Source organism: Hydrocarboniphaga effusa AP103 (genome assembly GCF_000271305.1).
GTDB lineage: Bacteria > Pseudomonadota > Gammaproteobacteria > Nevskiales > Nevskiaceae > Hydrocarboniphaga > Hydrocarboniphaga effusa.
Genome location: NZ_AKGD01000001.1, coordinates 1,629,759 through 1,646,125 on the forward strand (window position 1 = coordinate 1,629,759; position 16,367 = coordinate 1,646,125).

Annotated in this window: 16 protein-coding genes; 12 read left to right on the top strand and 4 right to left on the bottom strand. The window is 65.5% G+C overall.

Going from position 1 to position 16,367, the window contains the following annotated elements; all coding sequences use genetic code 11:
- Positions 1-59: 59 nt before the first annotated feature.
- The 5 genes from WQQ_RS07195 (at position 60) to WQQ_RS07215 (ending at position 6,625) form a co-directional block, all read left to right on the top strand.
- Positions 60-1,646 carry a peptide chain release factor 3 gene (locus tag WQQ_RS07195; protein WP_007184450.1) on the top strand — a complete coding sequence of 529 codons (1,587 nt, stop codon included), beginning with the start codon at positions 60-62 and terminating at the stop codon, positions 1,644-1,646.
- Between the two features lie 279 nt (positions 1,647-1,925).
- On the top strand, positions 1,926-3,212 hold the full coding sequence (locus WQQ_RS07200; protein ID WP_007184451.1) for an OmpA family protein: 1,287 nt from the start codon (positions 1,926-1,928) through the stop codon (positions 3,210-3,212).
- 122 nt (positions 3,213-3,334) lie between these two features.
- Complete coding sequence (locus WQQ_RS07205; protein WP_007184452.1) at positions 3,335-4,582, top strand: MFS transporter; 1,248 nt, start codon at positions 3,335-3,337, stop codon at positions 4,580-4,582.
- Positions 4,583-4,661: 79 nt separating this feature from the next.
- The gene (locus WQQ_RS07210; RefSeq protein ID WP_007184453.1) at positions 4,662-5,654 is read left to right on the top strand and encodes a peptidoglycan-binding domain-containing protein; all 993 of its coding nucleotides are present in this window, start codon (positions 4,662-4,664) and stop codon (positions 5,652-5,654) included.
- Between the two features lie 41 nt (positions 5,655-5,695).
- Positions 5,696-6,625, top strand: coding sequence for a peptidoglycan-binding domain-containing protein (locus tag WQQ_RS07215; RefSeq protein WP_007184454.1), 930 nt, complete (start codon positions 5,696-5,698; stop codon positions 6,623-6,625).
- 84 nt (positions 6,626-6,709) lie between these two features.
- Here the strand turns inward: WQQ_RS07215 and WQQ_RS07220 are convergent, their stop codons facing one another.
- A complete protein-coding gene (locus WQQ_RS07220; protein ID WP_157534542.1) occupies positions 6,710-7,375 on the bottom strand; it encodes a hypothetical protein in 666 nt (221 codons plus the stop codon).
- A 52-nt stretch (positions 7,376-7,427) separates the two neighbouring features.
- Here WQQ_RS07220 and WQQ_RS07225 point away from each other — a divergent pair, with 52 nt between their 5' ends.
- A complete protein-coding gene (locus WQQ_RS07225) occupies positions 7,428-7,709 on the top strand; it encodes an acylphosphatase (RefSeq protein ID WP_040453170.1) in 282 nt (93 codons plus the stop codon).
- 50 nt (positions 7,710-7,759) lie between these two features.
- Here WQQ_RS07225 and WQQ_RS07230 read toward each other — a convergent pair whose 3' ends face one another.
- Positions 7,760-8,737, bottom strand: coding sequence for an acyl-ACP desaturase (locus tag WQQ_RS07230; protein WP_007184457.1), 978 nt, complete (start codon positions 8,735-8,737; stop codon positions 7,760-7,762).
- Between the two features lie 121 nt (positions 8,738-8,858).
- Positions 8,859-9,404: a GTP cyclohydrolase I FolE gene (gene folE, locus WQQ_RS07235; protein WP_007184458.1), complete on the bottom strand. Its 546-nt coding sequence runs from the start codon at positions 9,402-9,404 to the stop codon at positions 8,859-8,861.
- Between the two features lie 140 nt (positions 9,405-9,544).
- On the opposite strand from folE, the gene WQQ_RS07240 reads away from it, so the two are divergent.
- The 4 genes from WQQ_RS07240 (at position 9,545) to WQQ_RS07255 (ending at position 12,902) form a co-directional block, all read left to right on the top strand.
- Positions 9,545-10,357, top strand: coding sequence for a ParB/RepB/Spo0J family partition protein (locus WQQ_RS07240; RefSeq protein WP_007184459.1), 813 nt, complete (start codon positions 9,545-9,547; stop codon positions 10,355-10,357).
- A 191-nt stretch (positions 10,358-10,548) separates the two neighbouring features.
- The gene (locus WQQ_RS07245) at positions 10,549-11,415 is read left to right on the top strand and encodes a BrxR family transcriptional regulator (protein WP_007184460.1); all 867 of its coding nucleotides are present in this window, start codon (positions 10,549-10,551) and stop codon (positions 11,413-11,415) included.
- 109 nt (positions 11,416-11,524) lie between these two features.
- Positions 11,525-12,283: a M48 family metallopeptidase gene (locus WQQ_RS22890; protein ID WP_007184461.1), complete on the top strand. Its 759-nt coding sequence runs from the start codon at positions 11,525-11,527 to the stop codon at positions 12,281-12,283.
- A 163-nt stretch (positions 12,284-12,446) separates the two neighbouring features.
- Positions 12,447-12,902 (top strand): CBS domain-containing protein, encoded by a 456-nt coding sequence (locus tag WQQ_RS07255; protein WP_007184462.1) that lies wholly within the window; start codon positions 12,447-12,449, stop codon positions 12,900-12,902.
- 9 nt (positions 12,903-12,911) lie between these two features.
- Here WQQ_RS07255 and mnmG read toward each other — a convergent pair whose 3' ends face one another.
- Positions 12,912-14,813: a tRNA uridine-5-carboxymethylaminomethyl(34) synthesis enzyme MnmG gene (gene mnmG, locus WQQ_RS07260; protein WP_007184463.1), complete on the bottom strand. Its 1,902-nt coding sequence runs from the start codon at positions 14,811-14,813 to the stop codon at positions 12,912-12,914.
- 127 nt (positions 14,814-14,940) lie between these two features.
- Here mnmG and WQQ_RS07265 point away from each other — a divergent pair, with 127 nt between their 5' ends.
- Both WQQ_RS07265 and rimK read left to right on the top strand, forming a co-directional pair.
- The gene (locus tag WQQ_RS07265; RefSeq protein ID WP_050997594.1) at positions 14,941-15,441 is read left to right on the top strand and encodes an ATP-dependent zinc protease family protein; all 501 of its coding nucleotides are present in this window, start codon (positions 14,941-14,943) and stop codon (positions 15,439-15,441) included.
- Positions 15,438-16,343 carry a 30S ribosomal protein S6--L-glutamate ligase gene (gene rimK / locus WQQ_RS07270; RefSeq protein WP_007184465.1) on the top strand — a complete coding sequence of 302 codons (906 nt, stop codon included), beginning with the start codon at positions 15,438-15,440 and terminating at the stop codon, positions 16,341-16,343. Before WQQ_RS07265 ends, rimK begins: the two co-directional genes overlap by 4 nt.
- Positions 16,344-16,367 lie beyond the last annotated feature (24 nt).

The window sequence follows — 16,367 nt, forward strand, 5'->3', positions numbered from 1 at the left end:
TCCCGTCTCCGCGGCCCGACCCGCTACAATCCGCGCCCGCCGTCCGCAGTGCCGACACCATGTCCGCCGTTCTCGAGCAGGCGCAGAAGCGCCGCACCTTCGCCATCATTTCCCACCCCGACGCGGGCAAGACCACGCTGACCGAGAAGCTGCTGCTGTTCGGCGGCGCGATCCAGCTCGCCGGCACGGTGAAGGGCCGCAAGGCCAGCCGGCACGCGACCTCGGACTGGATGGCGCTCGAACAGCAGCGCGGCATCTCGATCACCACCTCGGTGATGCAGTTCCCGTACAACGGCAAGATCGTGAACCTGCTCGATACGCCGGGCCACGAGGACTTCTCCGAAGACACCTATCGCACGCTGACGGCGGTCGATAGCGCGCTGATGGTGATCGACGCGGCCAAGGGCGTCGAAGCGCGCACGATCAAGCTCATGGAAGTCTGCCGGCTGCGCGACACGCCGATCATCACCTTCATCAACAAGCTCGACCGCGAAGGCCAGGCCCCGCTGAACCTGCTCGACGAGGTCGAGAAGGTGCTCAACATCCAGTGCACGCCGATCACCTGGCCGCTCGGCATGGGCCGCGATTTCAAGGGCGTGTACCACCTGCTCGAAGACCGCTTCTACCTGTACACGGGCGACAAGCACCGCGTTTCCGAGATCGAGACCATCGACGGCCTGCATGCACCCGGACTCGCCGAGCGCTTCGGCGCGGTCTACCAGACCCTGCTCGACGAGATCGAGCTGCTGCAGATGGCCGGCACCGATTTCGATCTCGAGAAATACCGCGCCGGAAAGCTCACGCCGGTGTTCATGGGCAGTGCGATCAACAACTTCGGCGTGCGCGAGTTGCTCAATGGCTTCACCGACTGGGCGCCGAGCCCGTTGCCGCGCGCAACCGAGACGCGCGAGGTGCAGCCGAGCGAGGAGAAGTTCACCGGCTTCGTGTTCAAGATCCAGGCGAACATGGACCCCAAGCATCGCGACCGCGTGGCCTTCCTGCGCGTCTGCTCGGGTGTCTACCGGCGCGGCATGAACCCGTACTCGGTGCGCCTGGGCCAGGGCGTGCGCGTGTCGAACGCGCTGATCTTCATGGCCGCCGATCGCGAGTCGGTCGAAGAAGCCTACCCGGGCGACATCATCGGCCTGCACAACCACGGCACCATCGCGATCGGCGACTCGTTCTCCGAGGGCGAGACGCTGCGCTTCACGGGCATCCCCAACTTCGCGCCGGACCTGTTCCGCCGCGTGGTGCTGAAAGACCCGCTCAAGGCCAAGCAGCTCAACAAGGGCCTCGACCAGCTCTCCGAAGAGGGCGCGACGCAGGTCTACCGGCCGCTGACCAACAACGACATCGTGCTCGGCGCGGTCGGCACGCTGCAGTTCGACGTGGTGCAGTTCCGCCTGCGCGACGAGTACGGCGTGGAATCGGTGTTCGAGCCCGTGCAGGTCTACTGCGCGCGCTGGCTGCAGGCCGACGACGAGCGCACGCTCAAGGCCTTCGTCGACAAGAACGAGCTGCGCATCGCCAAGGACCACTACGGCGACCTGGTCTATCTCGCCAGCAGCAGCGTCAACCTGTCGATGACGCGCGAGCGCCACCCCGAAGTCCGCTTCCTCGACACCAAGGAGCACGGTCGCTCCTGAACGACCGATCCTGACACCTCGATCAGTTTTGGAACCGCCCTCGCGATGCGCGCGAGCGGCGGTTTTTTTGTCGTTTCCGAAAGCTCCGTTAATCGGAAAATCTCTCTCGATACCGAGGCTTACGAGCGAAACATTCAGGTTGAGTTCATTGGTTCAGCTAACCATAGCGCCTGCTGCAAGGCCCGGTGCCTCAGACGTCGGACGGACTGCGACGATGACGCGCCGAACAAGAATCAACGGGGAGTATCCCGGGAGTTTCGCCCTTACTAGGAGGTTTCAATGTCGTCCCGACTGCGTCGTCTCGCGCTATCGGCCGCTGCTTTGTGCGCGGCCGCAGGATTCATCAACACAGCTACCGCCGCGGATTCCGCGGGCTACGAAGAACCCAAGGCCTATGTGGGCGGCAGCGCCTTCTGGAACAAGCCGGATTCCAACCGCAACATGGAGGACGGCTGGGGCTCGCGCGTGTTCCTCGGCACGCGCCTCAACAGCGGCCTGATGTTCGAAGTCAACGGCTTCGGGCTGCAAGGCAACCGCGACATCGGTAGCGGCAAGGATTCCGCCTGGGGCGTCGGCGGTGATTTCCTGTTCCCGTTCACCCAGGGCGGCTTCCAGCCGTTCGTGCTCGCCGGTGGCGGTTACCTCGACGAGAAGGTCAACGGCAGCACCGATGGTTCGGGCTACGCCAACGTCGGCCTCGGCTTCTTCGTTCCGCTGACCGAAGGCCTCAAGCTGCGTACCGAAGGCCGCTATCGCGCGGTGTTCAACGACTTCGCCTCGACCAACGGCGATGATCCGCTCTACGACGTGGAAGTCGGTCTCGGCCTGCAGGCCGACATCGGCAAGCGCAAGCCGATCGATTCCGACGGCGACGGCGTGGTCGATCCGCAGGATGCCTGCCCGAACACCCCGGCCGGCGTGACGGTCGATGCCAAGGGCTGCCCGCTCGATTCCGACGGCGACGGCGTTCCGGACTACCTCGACAAGTGCCCGAACACCCCGCGCGGTGCGGCGGTCAATGCTCAGGGTTGCCCGCTCGATTCCGACGGCGACGGCGTGCTCGACTACCTCGACAAGTGTCCGAACACCCCGCGCGGCACCCCGGTCGACGCCAGCGGCTGCCCGCTCGACACCGACGGCGACGGCGTTCCGGACTACCTCGACAAGTGCCCCAACACGCCGAAGGGCCTGAAGGTCGACGCTACCGGTTGCGTGCGTGAAGCCCAGACCATCGTGCTGCAGAACGTGAACTTCGAGTTCAACAAGGCCACGCTGACCGCGGACAGCCAGAGCGTTCTGAACGACGTGGCCACCGGCCTCAAGAGCGACCCGAACATGAAGGTCGAAATCGCCGGTCACACCGACAGCAAGGGCAGCGATGCCTACAACCAGAAGCTCTCGCAGAACCGCGCCAACTCGGTGAAGGCCTACCTGGTCAGCCAGGGCGTGCCGGCCACCCGTCTGGTCGCCAAGGGCTACGGCGAGAAGTCGCCGGTCGCCACCAACGACACCGACGAAGGCCGTGCGCAGAACCGCCGCGTGGAGTTCCGCGTGCTGGCGAAGTAAGCCTCAAGTCGTAAGCTGTGACGGACCGGGCGGCGCAAGCCGCCCGGTCTTTTTTTGCGTCGAGGAATTGAAGCAAGTTTCACAGGACTTTCGGCGACGCCCTGGCTAAGCTGCGCCCCGCCATGAAAACCTCCACGCACGACGCCTTCGCCGCGTTGCGTCACCAGCCGTTCCTGTTGCTGATCTCCGCCAACCTGCTGCTGTCCACCGCGCTGCTGATCCAGACCGTGGTGATCGGCTACCAGCTCTACCAGATCACCCACGATCCGCTGTCGCTGGGGCTGGTCGGCCTGGCCGAAGCGGTGCCCTTCATCGGGCTGGCCCTGTTCGGCGGCCATCTGGCCGACCGGCGCGAAAAGCGCCGACTCATGCAGCAGGCTGGCGCGGTGGTGGTGGTCAGTTCGCTCGTATTGCTGTGGGCGATGTTGCCGTCGACGCGCGAGACGCTGTCGCGCAACGCGCTGCTGATGACGGTCTATACGAGCATCTTCATTCTCGGTCTCGCTCGCGGCATCTATTCGCCGACTTCGGCCGCGCTGCGCGCTTTCCTGGTTCCGCGCGAGATCTACGCCAACTCGGCGAGCTGGAGTGGCACCTTCTTCCAGGCCGGGGCGATCGCCGGACCGGCGCTCGGCGGCATTCTGTACCTGGCGGTCGGGCTCACCGGAACGCTCGTCATCACCGTGGTGATGATCGTCGCCAACGTGCTGCTGATCGGCCGCATTCCGCCGCAGCCGGTGGCGCCGCTCAAGTCCGGCGGCGGCGATCTGTGGACCAGCCTGCGCGAAGGCCTGGTCTACGTCTGGCGCACCAAGATCCTGCTCTACGCGATCTCGCTCGACATGTTCTCGGTGCTGTTCGGCGGCGTGGTCGCGATCCTGCCGATCTTCGCCGAGGATCTTCTGAAGGTCGGGCCGGACGGCTTGGGACTGCTGCGCGCCGCGCCGGCCGCCGGCGCCCTCGTCACCGTGATCGCCTGCAACTGGTTCCCGCCGACACGCCGCCCGTGGGAAACGCTGCTGATCGTCGTCGCCGGCTTCGGCGCGGCGACCCTGGTGTTCGCGCTGTCGACGACGTTCTGGCTGTCGATCGCGGCGCTGTTCACGACCGGTGCCTTCGACAGCGTCAGCGTGGTGATCCGCAACACCTTGCTGCAATCGTTGCCGGCCGAAAACATGCGGGGGCGCGTGGCCTCGGTGAACAGCATCTTCATTTCGGCCAGCAACGAACTCGGTGCGTTCGAATCCGGCCTCGCCGCGCGCCTGCTCGGCACCGTGCCTTCGGTGGTCGCCGGCGGCATCGGCACGCTGCTCACCGTCGGCTACATCGCCAGCCGCTCGCGCCAGCTGTTCAAGGTGAGGCTGACCTGAGCCCGCGATCAGTATGTTTTGCCGCTTTGCGCTGGTACGTGCACCCGATAGGCTTGCCGCAAACAAGGGAGCCTTCCGAATGTCGCGTCGTTTTCCGCCTGCCGCCCTGGCGGCTGCCGTCATTGCGCTGTCGTCGAGCCTGGCCCACGCACAGACCATGATGTCCGACGCGGCGCTGCCGCTGAACGCGCGCCCGGGCGAATGCTATGCCCGCGTCTACACGGCTCCGCAGTTCAAGACCGTGACCGACACGGTGATCAAGAAGGCCGCATCCGAGCGCGTCAACGTGATTCCCGAGCGCTACGAGTGGACCGAGGAAACCGTGATGGTGAAGCCGGCCTCGGAGCGCATCGCCCAGGTCATTCCGGCCGAATACCGCTGGGAAGAGGAGCAGGTGATGGTCAAGCCGGCTTCCGAGAAAATCGAAGAAGTACCCGCGACCTACAAGACGGTCACCCAGACCGAACTCGTCAAGGCCGCCACCACCGAGTGGAAGCGCGGTCGCGGACCGGTCGAGAAGATCGATAACCTCACGGGCGACATCATGTGCCTGGTCGAAGTGCCGGCCGAATACCGCACCATCACGCGTTCCGAAGTCGAAACGCCGGCCAGTACCCGCCGCGTGACGATTCCAGCCGAATACCAGGCCGTGCGCCGTCAGGTGCTCGTCAAGGAAGCCGAGGTCCGCAAGGAAGCGGTCCCCGCGCAGTACCAGACCGTCAGGGTCCGCAAGCTCGTCGAGGCGGCGCGCGAGGAGCGCATCGCCATTCCGGCCGAATACCAGACCGTCACGCGCCAGGAGAAAGTCGCCGACGGCCACATGGTCTGGAGCCAGGTGCTGTGCGAAACCAACGCCACGCCCGAAACCGTCCATGCCCTGCAGACCGCGCTACAGAACGCGGGCTACGCGCCCGGCAAGATCGACGGCCGTCTCGGCGCCGGCACCGCCGACGCAGTGCGCCGCTACCAGAAGGCCAACGGTCTCGCCGAAGGCGGCATCACGCTCGAAGTGCTGCAGCGTCTCGGCGTGAGCACGAGTCACATTTCGGCGAGCGGCGCCGGCACTTACTGAACGCCGACCCGCAGCCCCGACGCCGATCCGTGATCACTGCCATGCCCTCGCGCCTGCTGCCGCTGCTCGCGTTCGTCCTGAGCCCGCTCGCGATCGCTCAGGAGGCGGCCCCGTCCACCAGCATCGCCATCGCCGAGCCGCCCGCGGCCAAACCCGGCGAATGCTGGAGCCTGGTGGTGGTTCCGGCCACGTTCGAACGTCAGGTCGAAACCGTGCTGAAGACGCCGGCCGGCGAGAAGCGGATTCCCAAGCCGGCGCGCTACGAGTGGGTCGAACAGACCATCACGGTTCCGGCCGGCAAGCGGCGCATCGTCGTCAAAGCGGCCGAGTACGAAATCACTGAAGAGCAGGTGCTGATCAGCCCGGCCGGCAGCCGCGCCGTCAGCACGCCGGCCACCTACCGCACGATCGAGGAGCGCGTGCCGTCCAAGACCGGTGCCGTGCTCGGGCCGCATCCGGTGACCGGCGAGTTGTGCGTCGTCGAAGGGCCGATCGAGTACCAGATCGTCAAGCGCAAGCAGCTGATCACACCGGCCGGCACTCAGATGGTCGAAACCCAGGCGCGCTACAAGACCGTCCAGCATCGCAAGCTCGTCACCCCGGCCGAAACCAGGCTCGTCGACCGCCCCGAGCGCACGATCACCAAGCGCGTGAAGCAACTCGTCGAGCCCGCGGGCTTCGCCCTCGAGCCGACGCCTGCGGTCTACGAAGATGTGGTGCGGATAGTGCAGATCAGCCCGGCGCGTAGCGAATGGCGCAGCGTGCTCTGCGAAACCAACCTGACGCGCGAACTGCTCGGCCGCGTGCAGCAGGCCCTCAAGAAGGCGGGACACGATCCGGGCCGCGCCGACGGCCGCTGGAACGCCCAGTCCGCCCGTGCGATGCGCCAGTTCCAGGCTGCCAACGGGCTGCCGCAAAGCGGCATCAGCATGGAATCGCTGGAGAAACTGCAGGTTCCGGTCGGCGGCTGAGATTTTTTTGAGGGAAGCCGTGGGGAGCGAGCGCCAAAGCCAGCTCATCTCACCTCACGCCTCACACCAAATTACTTGCGCTCGCTACTTGCGCTCGACCGTGTTGACGATGGCGGCGGCGAGCTGGAACGGGCGCGGCCCCATGCGTCGGACCAGGTCCGGCGGCAAATCCTGCTTGTCGATCTGCAGCAGCGAGAGCTGCGCGAAACCTGTCGGTGTATGACCCGACCAGGATTCAGCAAGCGCGCTGCGCCCTTTCGATGGGCGAATGCCGAGTGACGCGAGCTTGTCCTGCTGCGGCACGATGCTGTGCGCCCCATCGTTCAGCGGTTCGGTCGAGGCTTGCACCTCGACCCAGGTGTTGAAGTCGCGCCGCAGCAGCGGCTCGGTGATACGGCTGACGACGCGGCTCGCCATTACACGCTGCAGGCCGTTGCCGGCGATGCGGCTCATGCGCTGGCCGCTGGCCTGCACGAGCGAACGCGAGGTCGAGACCGCCGGTTCCACCTCGGGCTGCGCACGCAGCGCCGGCCGGAGCACCGATGCCAGATTGCTTTGCAGATGGGCGCGAACGCGCACGCGATCACCGTCCTGCTGCGGCTCGACGAGCACCTGTACGTTGACACTGCAGATAGGGCCGCGACGACCGGCCGGCAATTCGGCCGAGAACGCGAAGCGCTCCGCCTCGGCTCCACCGCGATTCTCGAATGTCGCATCGAGGCGTTCGCGCAATCGGCTTAACATGCCCATCTTGAGCTCCTTCGCGGCCTGCATGCGATTCCGGGAAAACTTTCAGACCGTCATGTCCGCATCTTATCGCTTCGTCGTCACCGGCCGGGTTCAGGGTGTCTACTTCCGCGAATCGACGCGTGAGCAGGCGGAAGCGCTCGGCCTTGTCGGCTGGGTCTGCAACCTCGTGGACGGACGCGTCGAAGGCGTCGCCCACGGCAGCGAGGCGGCGCTGGAAGCCCTGCATCGCTGGTTGTTGCTCGGACCGCCCGCAGCGCGCGTCGACGCGGTCGACTGGCAGCGCGTGGAGAGCGCGCCCGGAGAGTTGCCGACCGAGTTTGTCGTGCGGCGCTGAACAAGCCCCGACTCCGAAGCGCCGGCGCGGGCCGGCGACGAGGCGATCGCTTAGATCGTCAGCTCGCGGTCGTAGGCGAAGTCGAAGCGGAACTTGCGTGGGGCGCTCTTGCTCTCGACGTAGTCGGCCATGCGCGCCAGGCGCTTGGGCACCTTCATGAGCTTGTCCTGCGCCTCGTTGCCTTCGCCGGACAGGCCGGTCAACTCGCTGACCTTCCAGTAATCGAGGCATTCCTCGACGATCTGCTGGTACTGGCGCGGGCCGAAGATGTTGGCGCGGCGCACCACTTCGCTCATTTCGTCGAAGCCGGCGATGCGATGCCCCGGCATCGAGAAGTTCGAGACCACTTTCTGCAGCGAGTTGAGCGCGCGGTTCGGATCGCGGGCGAGGATCTCGTTGAACATCTCGCGGTAGAACACGTAATGCCGCGATTCGTCGCCGGCCAGGTGGCCCAGCACGCGGCGCAGCAGCGGCTCGGTGGTTCCGGCGGTGCGGCCGGTGTTGGCGTGCGAGATTTGCGTCGCCTTCTCCTGCAGCGAGGTGTAGGCGAGCAGGCGATACGGATCGGATTCCCATTCGGGATCGAAGCCGGCCTCGATGTACGAATACTGCAGGCGCTCGAGCGCGCCCATTTCGAACAGGCGCGCGTCGCGCACGTAGTCGCGCAGCGCGCAGCCGTGGCGGTCTTCTTCGGCCGTCCACATGTTGTTCCAGGTCACCCACGGCGACGATTCGCCGAAGTGCACGGCGATCAGGCGGTGGAAGTGCGGCAGGCCCTCTTCGGTCAGCAGGTTGACCGCGACGGCGACGCGCACCGAATCGGGCAGCTCGCGCGCAGCGCGACGGACCTCGATGATCTGTTCGTCCCACTCGGCCGGTGCGTTGGTGTCGGCGCGCACCAGGTCGTTGGGAAACCAGAGATTGCGGCGTTCCTTGTGCGCCTCGGTTTCGCGCAGGACGGCCGGCTCCATCGAAACCAGGACTTCGACCTGATCGGGAGTGACCAGCTGTGCATCCGCAGCGCCCATCGTTCCATCTCCGAGTAAGTGGCCTCGCTTCGGCCTTACGAGCAGCATCGCACGATGGATGCCACCATACGTAACAAGCCGGAGGCGTTGGTCGCCAGAATTCTACCTCAAGCTTGAACCACTACCGGCGCTGGACCAAGTTCAGGAATTCCTGGCGGGTCCGCGGATCCTCGCGGAAGCGGCCCAGCATCATCGAGGTGATCATCGATGAGTTCTGTTTTTCGACGCCCCGCATCATCGCGCACAGGTGTTTCGCTTCAATGACCACAGCGACACCGGCGGCTGACGTCACACCCTGAATGCAATCGCCGATCTGCTTGGTCAGGTTCTCCTGGATCTGCAGGCGGCGCGCGAACATGTCGACGATGCGCGGAATCTTGGACAGCCCGATGACCTTGCCCTGCGGCAAGTAGGCCACATGGCAGCGACCGATGAACGGCAGCAGGTGATGCTCGCACATCGAGTAGAGCTCGATGTCGCGCACGATGACCATTTCCTCGTTGTCGGACTCGAAGATCGCGCCGTTGACGATCTCGCCGATGTCCTGATCGTAGCCCCGGGTCAGGAATTCCATGGCCTTGGCGGCGCGGTGCGGCGTGCGCAGCAGGCCCTCGCGCTCCGGGTTCTCGCCGATGGCCTCGATGATGGCTCGGTAGTGTTCTTCCACGATAATGGTCCTTTATGGCCGGCCCGCCCTCGGGCGGATCTTCTCGGTATGCCGGCCATTGTGTCACAGGCGGTCTCGCCTCCTCATGGCAATGGTTGCCGGCAATTCAAGGTATTCAGGCCCTTACCTCCCTCGCACGCATGCTCGGCAAGCCCTCACCCGATCCTGTCCGCCTGATCCCGGTCGACCTGATCCGTCCCGGATCGCAGCAGGCGCGCCGCCGCTTCGACCCGGACACGCTCGCCGACCTCGCCGAGTCGATCCGCGCATCGGGCGTGGTCCAGCCGATCGTGCTGCGCACGCGGGTCTGGGGTTTCGAGCTGCTCGCCGGCGAACGCCGCTGGCGCGCTGCCCAGCAGGCCGGGCTGCACGATATCCCGGCCATCGTTCGCGACGATCTGTCCGAATCCGAAGCCTTCGTGCTCGGGCTCGTCGAAAACCTGCAGCGCGAATCGCTTTCACCGATGGAAACCGCCGCCGGCATCAAACGGCTCGGCGAAATCTTCACGCTCACGCACGAGCAGCTTGGCCGGCGCATCGGCAAGTCGCGCGAATACGTCAGCAATTACCTTCGGCTGCTCAATCTGGCGCCCGAGGTCGGGGCGCTCGTCAACGAAGGCCACCTGCACCTGGGCCACGCCAAGGTCATCGCCGGCCTGCCGATGCGCGAACATGTCGCCACCGCCGACGAAGTGATCCGGCTCAAGCTCACCGTGCGCCAGCTCGAACGCCGCGTCGCCCAGCGGCGCAGGGCGGCGACCGGCTCGAAACCAGGCTTCAGGCCCGCCAAGTCCGGCGACATCGCCCTGCTCGAACGCGAACTCTCCGATCAGATCGGTTATCCGGTCAGTGTCAGCAGTGACCGTGGCGGCGAAGGCGAGCTGCGCATCCGCTTCCACTCGCTCGAGGAACTCGACGGCCTGCTCGAGCGTCTCGGCTATCGCAGCCGCTAGTCTTTCGACGGCCCGGCCCACTTGTCCAAGTTATCGACAGCAACGCTGGATAAGCCTGTGGATAAGCCGGTCATGAAGGATCACAAAGCCTGCTTTTTGCAGGCTTCCGAGCGCGATGACGATTTTTTTACCGCATCGCGCGCGCCCGGCATGTCTTACTCTTCAATCAGTTACCAAGGTCCATCGCCTCCATGACCGTCTACGACACCAAGCTGCCCTGGGACCAGCGCCAGCGCTTCATGCTGCTCGAAGCCCGGCTGATCTGGACCGGCAAAATCCAGCTCGGCGACCTGCGCGACGCCTTCGACATCGGCACGCGCAAGGCCGAGAAGGACCTGCAGCTCTACCGTGAACGCTGCCCGCGCAACCTCGTGCTCGACGACGAAACCGGCGTTTTCTACCCGGACGATCGCTTCGAGCCGATCTTTTTGCGCGGCACCGCGCAGGAGTTCCTCGGCGTACTGCGCAATCACGACCTCGCGCAGGATCTGCCGCTGGCGATGGCGGCCTCGGATCACGTGCCTGCGGAGACGCTCGAACTACCCGAGCGCGAGTTCGACGTGCGCGTGTTGCAACGCATGAGCACGGCGATCCGCGAAGGCCGCTGGCTGACGATCGAATACCAGTCGATGAACCGCCCGGACCCACGCAAGTTGCGGATCGCCCCGCATGCGCTGGCCTACGTCGGCCGCTGGCATGCGCGTGCCTACTCGGCCGAGCACCAATCGTTTCGCGACTTTCTGCTCTCGCGCATCCTCGGCCTGCCCGAGCTCGGCGAAGCCTGCCGCCACAGCCCGGACGCGGATTGGGACTGGCGTAACCAGGTGACCGTGCGCATTGGCCCGCATCCGGGGCTCACCCTGCCGCAGCGGCGCGTCGTCGAGCACGATTTCGGCATGCACGGCGGGCTGCTCGAAAAGCGCGTGCGGCTCGCGCTGGCGCCTTATTTGCTCAAGCTGCTCGGCGTCGGCCGAGGCGATACCGAACGCGACCCGGCCGAGCAGCAGATCGTGCTGCTGAACCAGGCGGAGCTCGATGCGTTCAATCGGCTTTCTTGATTAAATCTTCATTTCTACAATTTAGTTTTATTTTTATTCATCTGATACTGAGTTTTAGTTTACATTTAAATCACACAACTAAACTTTAATATTAGATATTAAATCACAATTGCAGATTCCGGACGAACAACTCGACTTGCGGTTCGACACCTACAAGGTGACCGAACGCATCAGCGCCAAATCGCGCAGCATTCGCGTCGAGGTGATCTCGCCGACCGAGGTCACACTGGTGATTCCGCGCTTCGTCGCGCGTCAGGTTGCGCGCGATTTTTTGCGCAGCCGGGATGGCTGGATTCGCCAGAAGCTCGCCGAACTCCAGCAGCGCGCCGATCGCGATGCCGAGGGTGGGCCTTCGCCGCACCTGCGCTGGGACGGCACCGACCTGCTACCACTGCACGGAGGCGCGGTGCCGCTCAAGATCGTGCAGGCGCAGGTTCGGCCGGTGGTGCGCGTCGAGCCCGAGCGGGTGACGCTGTTCTGCCCGGGCAGCTGGCTCGCAGAGACCGCCAAGCTCGAACATCTGCTGCGCGAGACGCTGCGGCGCGAGGCCGCGACCGAGGCGCGCGTACTGCTCAACCGCGAGGCCACCCGGCTCGGCGTGAACTTCCAGGGTCCGCGCATCGCCGACCAGCGAACGCTATGGGGCAGCTGCACGCCCGACGGACTCATCAGCCTGTCCTGGCGGCTGCTGCTGACGCCGCCCGAAGCGTTCCGCTACGTGGTGATCCACGAGCTCTGCCATCGCGTTCACCTGGATCATTCCGATGCGTTCTGGTCGCTGGTTGCCCGGCAGATGCCTGATCACGCGCGCCATCGCCAGTGGCTGCGCGAGCACGGTCAGCGCCTGCACTGGTATCTGAAAAGCTGATCCTGCCCCGGTGGCGGGAATCGACGCTGCCTGCATCGGCTGACAAAAACTCGTCCCAAAGGCGGTTGTCGACCCTTGTAAGGCGGGAGTAAGGTGAATGACAGGAGACGCGGTTCCGGCCCATACCGGTATCGCGAGGCGATCACCCAACCAAGGCACGCGCATGTCCACGCTCGATACGGTTCAGGTCAGGCAATACATGACCACGCAGATCATCTCGTTCCCGCCCGACATGGAGGTCATGAGCGCGGTGCACGAACTGGTCAAACACCGCATCGCGAGCGCCCCGGTGGTGGAGGACGGCAAGCTCGTCGGCATGCTCTCGGAGCGCGACTGCCTGTCGATCGCCTTCATCGCCTCGAGCGACTCCTGCGTCGCCGGCCCGGTGAGCCAGTTCATGAGCAGCAAGGTGGCTTCGGTGGCGCCGGACACCAGCATCACGCAGCTCTGCCAGCTGTTCACCAATGCCTCGCACCGCCGCTATCCGGTGATCGAGAACGGCCGGCTCGTCGGCATCGTTTCGCGCCGCGACGCGCTGCGTGCGATCAGCGATGCCTGCTCGGGCACGCTGCAGGAGCTCACGATGGCCGAGAAATATTTCTCGTCTTCGCGCAGCTAGGCAGACGCCTCAACCCGCAGCGACGACCGGCGCCAGCCGCAGCTGGCCGGTCTTCTTGAGCTGGATCAACAGCAGCGAAACCGCAGCGGGCGTGACGCCCGAAATGCGTCCGGCCTGGGCGACCGTTTCGGGCCGATGCTGGATCAGCTTCTGGCGCACTTCGTTCGACAGGCCGCTGACGGCCGCGTAATCGAAATCCTTCGGCAGCACGGCATCCTCGTAGCGACGCGCGCGATCGATCTCGGTCTGCTGGCGCGTGATGTAGCCGGCGTACTTCACTTCGATCTCGACCTGCTCGGCCGCGAGCGGATCGATGCCATCGTCGGCCAGGCCGAGGCGGTGCAGCGTGGCGTAATCGGCTTCCGGGCGGCGCAGCAGCTCGAGCGCGCTCGCGCCGTTCGACACCGGCGCCGGACCGAATACTTCGACCACTTCGGGCGCCGCGAGCTGCTGCGGCTTGAGCCACAGCGCCGTCAGGCGTGCACGTTCGGCTTCGATGGCTTCGCGCTTGGCGGTGAAGCTCGCCCAGCGTGCGTCATCGACGAGCCCGAGATCGCGGCCGACCGGTGTCAGCCGCAGATCGGCGTTGTCCTCGCGCAGCAGCAGGCGATGCTCGGCACGCGAGGTGAACATGCGATACGGCTCGTTGGTGCCGCGCGTGATGAGGTCGTCGACGAGCACGCCGATGTAGGCCTCGTGACGCAGCGGCGTCCAGCTCTCCAGCTCACGAGCGAAGCGCGAGGCGTTGATGCCCGCGAGCAGGCCTTGCGCGGCGGCTTCTTCGTAACCCGTGGTGCCGTTGATCTGGCCCGCGAAGAACAGGCCGTCGACGGCCTTGGTCTCCAAACTGCGCCTGAGATCGCGCGGGTCGAAGTAGTCGTATTCGATCGCATAACCGGGCCGCGTGATGCGCACGTTCTCCAGGCCGCGAATGCTGCGGACGAAACGCTCCTGGATGTCGTACGGCAGCGAAGTCGAAATGCCGTTGGGATAAATCTCGCGCGTGTTGAGCCCTTCGGGCTCGAGGAAAATCTGGTGGCTGAGCTTGTCGGCGAAGCGGTTGACCTTGTCTTCGACGCTCGGGCAATAGCGCGGACCGACACCCTCGATTACGCCGGTGAACATCGGCGAGCGATCGAAGCCTTCGCGGATGATCGAATGCGTCCGCTCGTTGGTGTGCGTGATGTAGCAGTCGATCTGGCGCGGATGATCCGCGGCCGAGCCCATGAACGAGAACACCGGTACCGGCGTGTCGCCGGGCTGCGGCGTGAGCTGCGCCCAATCGATCGTGCGGCCGTCGAGCCGCGGCGGCGTGCCGGTCTTGAGCCGGCCCGTGCGCGGCATCAGTTCGCGCAGGCGCAGCGCCAGCGGCAGCGACGGCGCATCGCCCGCGCGCCCGCCCGGATGATTCGCAAGGCCCACGTGAATGCGTCCGCCCAGGAAAGTGCCCGTCGTCAGCACCACCGCGCGCGCCATGAAGCGCAGGCCGATCTTGGTCACCACGCCGGCGACGCGCGTGCCCTCGACGATCAGGTCTTCGACTTCGTTCTGGAACAGCGTGAGATTCGGCTGGTTCTCGAGCGCCTCGCGCACGACCCACTTGTAGAGCATGCGATCGGCCTGGGCGCGCGTGGCCCGCACCGCCGGGCCCTTGCTGCCGTTGAGCGTGCGGAACTGGATGCCCGCCTTGTCGGCCGCGATCGCCATGAGCCCGCCGAGCGCATCGACCTCGCGAACCAGGTGACCCTTGCCGATGCCGCCGATCGCCGGGTTGCAGGACATCTGGCCCAGGGTTTCGATCGACTGCGTGACCAGCAGCGTGGACGCTCCGCTGCGCGCCGCGGCGAGCGCCGCTTCGGTGCCGGCATGGCCGCCGCCGATGACGATGACGTCGAAGCTGTTGTCCTGCATGGCCGCACTCTGTTGAGCAAAATTTGGCCGCGCAGTGTAGGGCCTGGGCGCGGAGGAGAAAAGGACGCGACAACGTCACGCAGGCGGTTCAGGATACGCACCCCTTAGACGCGCGAATCTTCTTCGCATGACCTCACCCGCCTGGCGCCGCAAGCGAGCCGCTCTGTCCCCCGATGCCCCACTGGTGGGCTGGCGCGAATGGGTGAGCATCGGCGAACTCGGCATCGACCGCGTCAAGGCCAAGATCGACACCGGCGCGCGCACCTCGGCGCTGCATACTTTCGCGATCGAGCGCCCGGTTCCGGGACGCGTGCGCTTTGGCGTGCATCCGCTGCAGCACGCGACCACGCAGGTCTGGTGCGAAGCCGAGGTGATCGACGAACGCTGGATCACCGATTCGGGCGGTCGCCGCGAGTATCGCCCGGTGATCCTCACGCCGATCACGCTCGGACTCATCACCTGGCCGATCGAGATCACCTTGACCGCGCGCGATTCGCTGCAATTCCGCATGCTGCTCGGCCGCACCGCACTGGCCGGACGCTTTCGCGTCGACCCGGGCGGAAGCTATCTGCAAGGGCGCAAGAACGACGTGAACGATGCCGATTCCAGCTCGGAGCGGGATGCATGAAGATCGCCCTGCTCTCGCGCAACGGCAAGCTCTACTCGACGCGACGCCTCGTCGAAGCCGCCGAAGCCCGCGGCCACCAGATCGAAGTGGTCGACGTGCTGCGCTGCTATATGAACATCGCGCCCAATTGCACCGAGATCCACTATCGCGGCCGCAAGCTCGAAGGCTTCGACGCGGTGATTCCGCGCATCGGCGCCTCGGTGACGTTCTACGGCACCGCGGTCGTGCGCCAGTTCGAAATGATGGGCACGTATTCGGTCAACGAATCGCAGGCGATCACGCGCTCGCGCGACAAGCTGCGCGCGCACCAGCTGCTCGCACGCCACGGCATCGGCATGCCGATCACCGGCTTCGCGCATTCGCCCGACGACACCAAGGACTTGATGAGCCTGGTCGGCAAGGCCCCGCTCGTGATCAAGCTCATCGAAGGCACGCAGGGCCAGGGCGTGGTGCTCGCCGAAACCGATCAGGCCGCCGAATCGGTCATCGATGCGTTTCGCGGGCTCGATGCGTACTTTCTCGTGCAGGACTTCGTCGCCGAGGCCAAGGGCGCGGACATTCGCTGCTTCGTCATCGGCAACAAGGTGGTCGCCGCGATGATGCGCCAGGCCAAGTCCGGCGAATTCCGCTCGAACCTGCATCGCGGCGGCACCGCACTGGCCGTGAAGCTCACGCCTGACGAGCGCCGCACCGCGATCGAGGCGGCCAAGGCCATGGGCCTCAACATCGCCGGCGTCGACATCCTGCGTTCGAACAAGGGCCCGGTGGTGATGGAGGTGAATTCCTCGCCCGGACTCGAAGGCATCGAGACGGTCACGCAGATCGACATCGCCGACCGCATCATCGAGTTCATCGAGAACAACGCGCGCCAGGGCCGCACCAAGACGCGCGGCAAGAGCTGATCGCCGCGCTGCGCGGGCTGCCGA

Bases quoted from the DNA above. Each gene is read 5' to 3' on its own strand.
- WQQ_RS07195 (WP_007184450.1), top strand. From the start codon at position 60: ATGTCCGCCGTTCTCGAGCAGGCGCAGAAGCGCCGCACCTTCGCCATC.
- WQQ_RS07200 (WP_007184451.1), top strand. From the start codon at position 1,926: ATGTCGTCCCGACTGCGTCGTCTCGCGCTATCGGCCGCTGCTTTGTGC.
- WQQ_RS07205 (WP_007184452.1), top strand. From the start codon at position 3,335: ATGAAAACCTCCACGCACGACGCCTTCGCCGCGTTGCGTCACCAGCCG.
- WQQ_RS07210 (WP_007184453.1), top strand. From the start codon at position 4,662: ATGTCGCGTCGTTTTCCGCCTGCCGCCCTGGCGGCTGCCGTCATTGCG.
- WQQ_RS07215 (WP_007184454.1), top strand. From the start codon at position 5,696: ATGCCCTCGCGCCTGCTGCCGCTGCTCGCGTTCGTCCTGAGCCCGCTC.
- WQQ_RS07220 (WP_157534542.1), bottom strand. From the start codon at position 7,375: ATGGGCATGTTAAGCCGATTGCGCGAACGCCTCGATGCGACATTCGAG.
- WQQ_RS07225 (WP_040453170.1), top strand. From the start codon at position 7,428: ATGTCCGCATCTTATCGCTTCGTCGTCACCGGCCGGGTTCAGGGTGTC.
- WQQ_RS07230 (WP_007184457.1), bottom strand. From the start codon at position 8,737: ATGGGCGCTGCGGATGCACAGCTGGTCACTCCCGATCAGGTCGAAGTC.
- WQQ_RS07240 (WP_007184459.1), top strand. From the start codon at position 9,545: ATGCTCGGCAAGCCCTCACCCGATCCTGTCCGCCTGATCCCGGTCGAC.
- WQQ_RS07245 (WP_007184460.1), top strand. From the start codon at position 10,549: ATGACCGTCTACGACACCAAGCTGCCCTGGGACCAGCGCCAGCGCTTC.
- WQQ_RS07255 (WP_007184462.1), top strand. From the start codon at position 12,447: ATGTCCACGCTCGATACGGTTCAGGTCAGGCAATACATGACCACGCAG.
- mnmG (WP_007184463.1), bottom strand. From the start codon at position 14,813: ATGCAGGACAACAGCTTCGACGTCATCGTCATCGGCGGCGGCCATGCC.
- WQQ_RS07265 (WP_050997594.1), top strand. From the start codon at position 14,941: ATGACCTCACCCGCCTGGCGCCGCAAGCGAGCCGCTCTGTCCCCCGAT.
- rimK (WP_007184465.1), top strand. From the start codon at position 15,438: ATGAAGATCGCCCTGCTCTCGCGCAACGGCAAGCTCTACTCGACGCGA.